This is a genomic window from Phenylobacterium sp. (assembly GCF_031412415.1).
GTDB lineage: Bacteria > Pseudomonadota > Alphaproteobacteria > Caulobacterales > Caulobacteraceae > Phenylobacterium.
In genome coordinates this window covers 1-5,249 of record NZ_JANOCX010000039.1, presented here as the reverse complement: position 1 = coordinate 5,249, position 5,249 = coordinate 1, and the positions used below count along the sequence as shown (strand labels likewise).

Annotated in this window: 5 protein-coding genes; 4 read left to right on the top strand and 1 reads right to left on the bottom strand. The window is 67.8% G+C overall.

What is annotated here, in order from left to right; all coding sequences use genetic code 11:
• The 3 genes from RMO04_RS01850 to modA all read left to right on the top strand — a co-directional run.
• Positions 1-926, top strand: a 926-nt coding sequence (locus tag RMO04_RS01850) for a 2-isopropylmalate synthase (protein WP_309643093.1), incomplete at its 5' end; no start/stop codon positions are given.
• Between the two features lie 100 nt (positions 927-1,026).
• Positions 1,027-1,908 (top strand): DMT family transporter, encoded by an 882-nt coding sequence (locus tag RMO04_RS01845; RefSeq protein ID WP_309643092.1) that lies wholly within the window; start codon positions 1,027-1,029, stop codon positions 1,906-1,908.
• A gap of 34 nt (positions 1,909-1,942) precedes the next feature.
• Positions 1,943-2,707, top strand: coding sequence for a molybdate ABC transporter substrate-binding protein (gene modA / locus RMO04_RS01840; RefSeq protein WP_309643091.1), 765 nt, complete (start codon positions 1,943-1,945; stop codon positions 2,705-2,707).
• Between the two features lie 4 nt (positions 2,708-2,711).
• Here modA and RMO04_RS01835 read toward each other — a convergent pair whose 3' ends face one another.
• A complete protein-coding gene (locus RMO04_RS01835; protein ID WP_309643090.1) occupies positions 2,712-4,238 on the bottom strand; it encodes an ABC-F family ATP-binding cassette domain-containing protein in 1,527 nt (508 codons plus the stop codon).
• 361 nt (positions 4,239-4,599) lie between these two features.
• Here RMO04_RS01835 and RMO04_RS01830 point away from each other — a divergent pair.
• Positions 4,600-5,249, top strand: a 650-nt coding sequence (locus RMO04_RS01830; RefSeq protein ID WP_309643089.1) for a rod shape-determining protein, incomplete at its 3' end; no start/stop codon positions are given.

Below are 5,249 nucleotides of genomic sequence, written 5' to 3'. Positions count from 1 at the left end.
TGGGCCTGGCGGTCGCCAACAGCCTGTCGGGCCTGCAGGGCGGGGCGCGTCAGGTCGAGTGCGCCGTCAACGGCATCGGCGAGCGCGCCGGCAACGCTGCGCTTGAAGAGATCGTCATGGCGCTGAAGGTGCGCGGCGATCACCTGCGTTTCCATACCGGCATCGAGACCCAGCACATCACGCGGGCCAGCCGCTACGTGTCGGCGATCACCGGCTTTCCGGTCCAGTTCAACAAGGCCATCGTCGGCAAGAACGCCTTTGCGCACGAGAGCGGCATCCATCAGGACGGCATGCTGAAGGACCGCGGCACCTATGAGATCATGCAGCCCGAGGATGTCGGGCAGGGCTCCTCCAATCTGGTGATGGGCAAGCACGCCGGCCGCGCCGGGTTCCGCGCCAAGCTGAAGGACCTGGGCTACGAACTGGGTCAAAACGCGCTGAATGAGGCCTTCCAGCGCTTCAAGGATCTGGCCGACAAGAAGAAGCACGTCTTCGACGACGATATCGTAGCCCTGGTGGACGATGCGCTGGCGAGCGGCGCAGACCGGGTGCAAGTCAAGCACCTGCGGGTCATCGCCGGCACCGAGGGTCCTCAGGAGGCCTTCTTGACCGTTACCATCGAGGGCGAAGAAAAGTCCGCCAACGCCACCGGCGACGGCCCTGTGGACGCAGTATTCAACGCGATCCACTCCGTGATCCCTCACACCGCGATCCTGCGCCTGTTCCAGGTGCATGCGGTTACGGAAGGCACGGACGCCCAGGCCCAGGTATCGGTGAGGCTCGAGGACGACGGCCGGATCGCCACGGGCCAGGCCGCCGATACCGACACGCTGACGGCCTCGGCCAAGGCCTATGTCAACGCGCTCAACAACCTCTTCGCCCGCAAGGAGAAGAGCGCGCCGGACGCCATCGCCAGCGGTTTCTGATTTCGCTCGTCCGCGCGCAGGCGGGGACACCCTCGACTTTCGCCAAGGCCGCGATGCGGCTAGCGACTCCGCACGCGCGGGGTGAGCGGAGTTCCGCCCGATGCTCTGGATCTTACTGACGGCGGCGGCCGCGCCGCTGCAGGTCGCCCGCAACGCCTTGCAGCGCGGGCTGGTGGGCGACGCCGGCCCGTGGGGCGCGACCCTCGTGCGGTTCCTGTTCGGGCTGCCATTCTCGCTGATCATCTTCGCGGTGGTCGCCCTGGCGGTCCCGGACGCGCAGCCGCATCTGTCGGGGCGGTTCGCTGTCGCGGTGGCCGCCGGCGCCATCGCCCAGGTGTCGGCGACTGCGGCGCTGCTGATGGCCATGCGTCATTCCGGCTTCGCCGTGGCCACCTTCATGCAGCAGTCCTCGCTGCCGCTGGGGGCGGTGCTGGGCTACGTGGCCTTCGGCGACCGGATGAGCGGCGTCCAATGGAGTGGCCTCGCCGCGGCTACCGTCGGCCTGCTGATCCTGTCCTGGCCGAAGGGCGACGCCGCCAAGGGCGTGCTCAGCGGCTCATTGTTCGGCCTCGCCTCGGGCCTCGCCTTCGCCGTGGCGCTGAACGGCTATCGTCAGGCGGGCCTCGCGCTGGAGCCGAACCACCCGATCTACTCGGCCACCGCGTCGCTTTGCGTCGCCCAGACCCTTCAGTCGCTGGTCCTGGGCGGCATCCTGGCGGTCACCCGGCCCCAGGCGCTGCGCTCGGTCGCCGCGTCCTGGCGTCAATCTCTGGGCGCGGGGTTCTGCGGCACGGCGGCCTCGGCCTGCTGGTTCTCGGCCCTGGCGCTGGCGCCCGCCGGTCAGGTGCGCGCCGTGGGCGTCATCGAGGGACCCATCGCCGCGGCGGCCGGCCGGCGGCTGTTCAAGGAACGCCTCACCCTGCGCCAGATCATCGGCGGGACCGCGACCGGGGTGGGCGTGGTGATGACCGCGCTGGGGTGATGCGCCGTCGGCGAAGCGCCGCTAGATTGCGCGAATGCATTCCCTTCGACTCCTCGGCCTGATCTTGGTCGCCTGCGCGCTCTCGACCACTCCGGCACGTGGGGAGACGGTCACGGTCTTCGCCGCCGCCTCGCTCAAGAACGCCCTGGACGAGGTCGGTCGCGAGTACGCCAAGACCGGCGGCGAGGCGCGGTTTTCCTACGCGGCGTCCTCGGCGATTGCGCGGCAGATCGAGCAGGGCGCGCCCGCGGACATCTACGTCTCCGCCGACACCAATTGGATGACCTACCTGACCGAGCGGAAGCTGATCGTGGCGGCCAGCCGCCGCGACCTGCTGAGCAACCGTCTGGCGCTGATCGCGCCCACCGGTTCCAAGGCCTCGTTGAGGGTCGCGAAGGGGATGCCTCTCGGCCGCGCCCTGGGTGACGGCCGCCTGGCGGTGGCCGGCCCCGACGTGCCGGCCGGCAAGTACGCCAAGGCCGCGCTGACCTCGCTAGGCGCCTGGGACGGGGTCTCGGGCAAGCTGGCCCAGGCCGAGAATGTCCGCACCGCTCTGCAGTACGTCGCGCGCGGCGAGAGCCCGTTCGGCGTGGTCTACGACACCGACGCCAAGGTTGAGCCGAAGGTGAGGATCGTCGGTCTGTTCCCGGTCGGCAGCCATCCCGACATCGTCTATCCGGCCGCCGTCGTGGCGAGCTCCCGCAATCCCGACGCGGGCAAGTTCCTCAGCTATCTGAGCGGACCGCAGGCGGCGGCGGTCTTCCGCAAGTACGGCTTCAAGGTCCTGCCGCGCCGCTGAGCGCTCACTGAGCCGCGAAGAAGTCCTCGGGGCCCTCCACCTCGATCAGGCGACCTTTGCGGATTTCCAGAAACCGGGTGGCGGCCGCGCGGGTGAAGTAGCGATCGTGGGAGACGAACAGGCAGGCGACCTCGGTGGCCTCCAGTTGCGCCTCCAGGTCCTCCTGACCTTCGATGTCCAGATGGTTGGTGGGCTCGTCCAGCAGGTAGAGGTTGGGTTTGGCCAGCGTCATCCGAAGGAAGACCAGCCGCGCTCGCTCGCCGTGGCTGAGGTCGCCGATGGGGCCCTTGATCCGCACATAGGGAAAGCCCGCCTTGGCCAGCATGGCGTTGGCGTCGCGCGAGGTCGCGCCCTCGACGGCGCTCAGGTAGTCCACGAGGCTGGTCTTCAGCGGCAGGTCGGCCATGCGCTGGTCGAAATAGACCAGCCGGCTCTGGGGGTTGAAGCGGAGCGTGGCCGCGCCGTCATAGTGCTGAAGGCTCGGGTCCCAGGCGCGGGCCAGGGCCGACAGCAGCATGGACTTGCCGGCGCCGTTGATCCCCAGCAGGGCGATCCGGTCGCCGACCGCCACCGACAGCTTGTCGATGTGGAACAGCTTGCGCGACCCATCGGGGGTCGTGACGGCGTAGTTCTCGATCCGCAGGGCGACCTTGGCCTCGATCTCCCCGTCCACCAGTTCCAGCTTCCGGTCGCGGGCGGAATAGGCGCCGGTGCGTTCGGCCTCGATCCGGTCGATGCGCTTTTCCGTGGCCTTGGCGCGCTTGTGGAACTTGTCGTTCTTCACGCCCCAGACGCGGTAGCGGGCGGCCATCTTCTGCAGACGATCGATCTCCTTGCTCTCGAGCTGGCGGCGCACGGCGTCGGCCGCGTCGCGATGCAGCAGGGCTTCGCGGGCTTCCACGAACGGCGCGGCGAAGCTGTGAGCGCCGTCGGCGCGCAGGAACAAGGTCCGGGTCGTGCTGCGTTGCAGGAACTCGCGGTCGTGGCTGACGATCAACATCGGCAGGCGGCTGTTCTCGTCCAGCCAGCGCTCCAGGATGTTGATGTTCGACAGGTCCAGGTGGTTGGTCGGCTCGTCGAGAATCAACAGGTCGGGTTCGGACAGACGCGCGGCCGCGGCGATCAGCATCAGCCGCTGCCAGCCGCCGCTCAGGCGGCCAAAGGGCTGCTCGGCGGTCTCGTAGGAAACGCCGATCTCGTCCAGCAGGACATCGACCTTCCAGTCCTCCGAACCGTCGGCGAGGGGGAGGGCGGCTTCCAGCACCTGGCGCAGCGGCTTGTCGGCCAGGCCCTCAGGAACATCCTGCGGGACATAACCGATCTTCAGACCCCGCGAGCGGACGATCTGGCCGTCCATCAGCACCAACTCGCCCAGCAAGCATTTCAGCAGGGTGGACTTGCCCGCGCCGGTCTCGCCGACCAGGGCGGTGCGCGCGTCATCCAACTGGAACGAGACGCCCTCGAAGACCTTGTTGGATCCGTAGAAGTAGCTGGCGTTCTCGACGCCCAGGACGGCCTGACGGGTGGACATTTCGATTCACGCGCGCCGAGGCCAGGGTCATGAAGTACAGCGCCGCTTTCTAAGCCGGTCCGGTCGCGAAGGCTGTAACTGGGAAGTGACACAGGCCACGGTTCGACGAAGGCGGGTCGATGTCGGACGCCGGACCTCGCGGCGCCGCCGACCGCCGGTCCAGCAAAGCTTCGCGCCTTGCTGCGGCGCGAAACCACACGCGTGTCATTAAGCCTTGAAATGAACCCATTGGCAGGGCACACGACCATCAGTCCTGCAAACGGAGGCTGGAGCGGCCGGGCGCCTATTCATGGCGTGGTAAGCTGGCAGGCCCTAGACTCCGCGGACACCTCATCCGCCTCCATCCCCCCCAGGGCTCTGCATGTTTTCGTCCCTCTTCGGCGCCATCTCGAACGATATCGCCATCGACCTCGGCACCGCCAACACCCTCATCTACATGAAGGGCAAGGGCATCGTTCTGAATGAGCCGTCGGTGGTGGCGCTTCGCAACGTCGGCGGACGCAAGGTCGTCCATGCCGTGGGTATCGAAGCCAAGCAGATGCTGGGCCGCACGCCCGGCCACATGGAAGCCATCCGCCCCATGCGCGACGGGGTCATCGCCGACTTCGAAGTCGCCGAGGAGATGATCAAGTACTTCATCCGCAAGGTTCACAACCGCAAGGGCTTCGTGAACCCCAAGGTCATCGTCTGCGTGCCGTCCGGCGCCACGGCGGTGGAGCGACGCGCGATCAACGACAGCTGCCTCAACGCCGGCGGCCGTCGCGTCGGCCTGATCGACGAACCCATGGCCGCGGCTATCGGCGCAGGCCTGCCCATCCATGAGCCCACCGGCTCGATGGTGGTCGACATCGGCGGCGGCACCACCGAGGTGGCCGTGCTGTCGCTCTCGGGCATCGTCTATTCGCGTTCGGTCCGCGTCGGCGGCGACAAGATGGACGAGGCGATCATCAGCTACATGCGCCGCAACCATAACCTGCTGATCGGCGAGACCACCGCCGAGCGCATCAAGAA

Bases quoted from the DNA above. Each gene is read 5' to 3' on its own strand.
- RMO04_RS01845 (WP_309643092.1), top strand. From the start codon at position 1,027: ATGCTCTGGATCTTACTGACGGCGGCGGCCGCGCCGCTGCAGGTCGCC.
- modA (WP_309643091.1), top strand. From the start codon at position 1,943: ATGCATTCCCTTCGACTCCTCGGCCTGATCTTGGTCGCCTGCGCGCTC.
- RMO04_RS01835 (WP_309643090.1), bottom strand. From the start codon at position 4,238: ATGTCCACCCGTCAGGCCGTCCTGGGCGTCGAGAACGCCAGCTACTTC.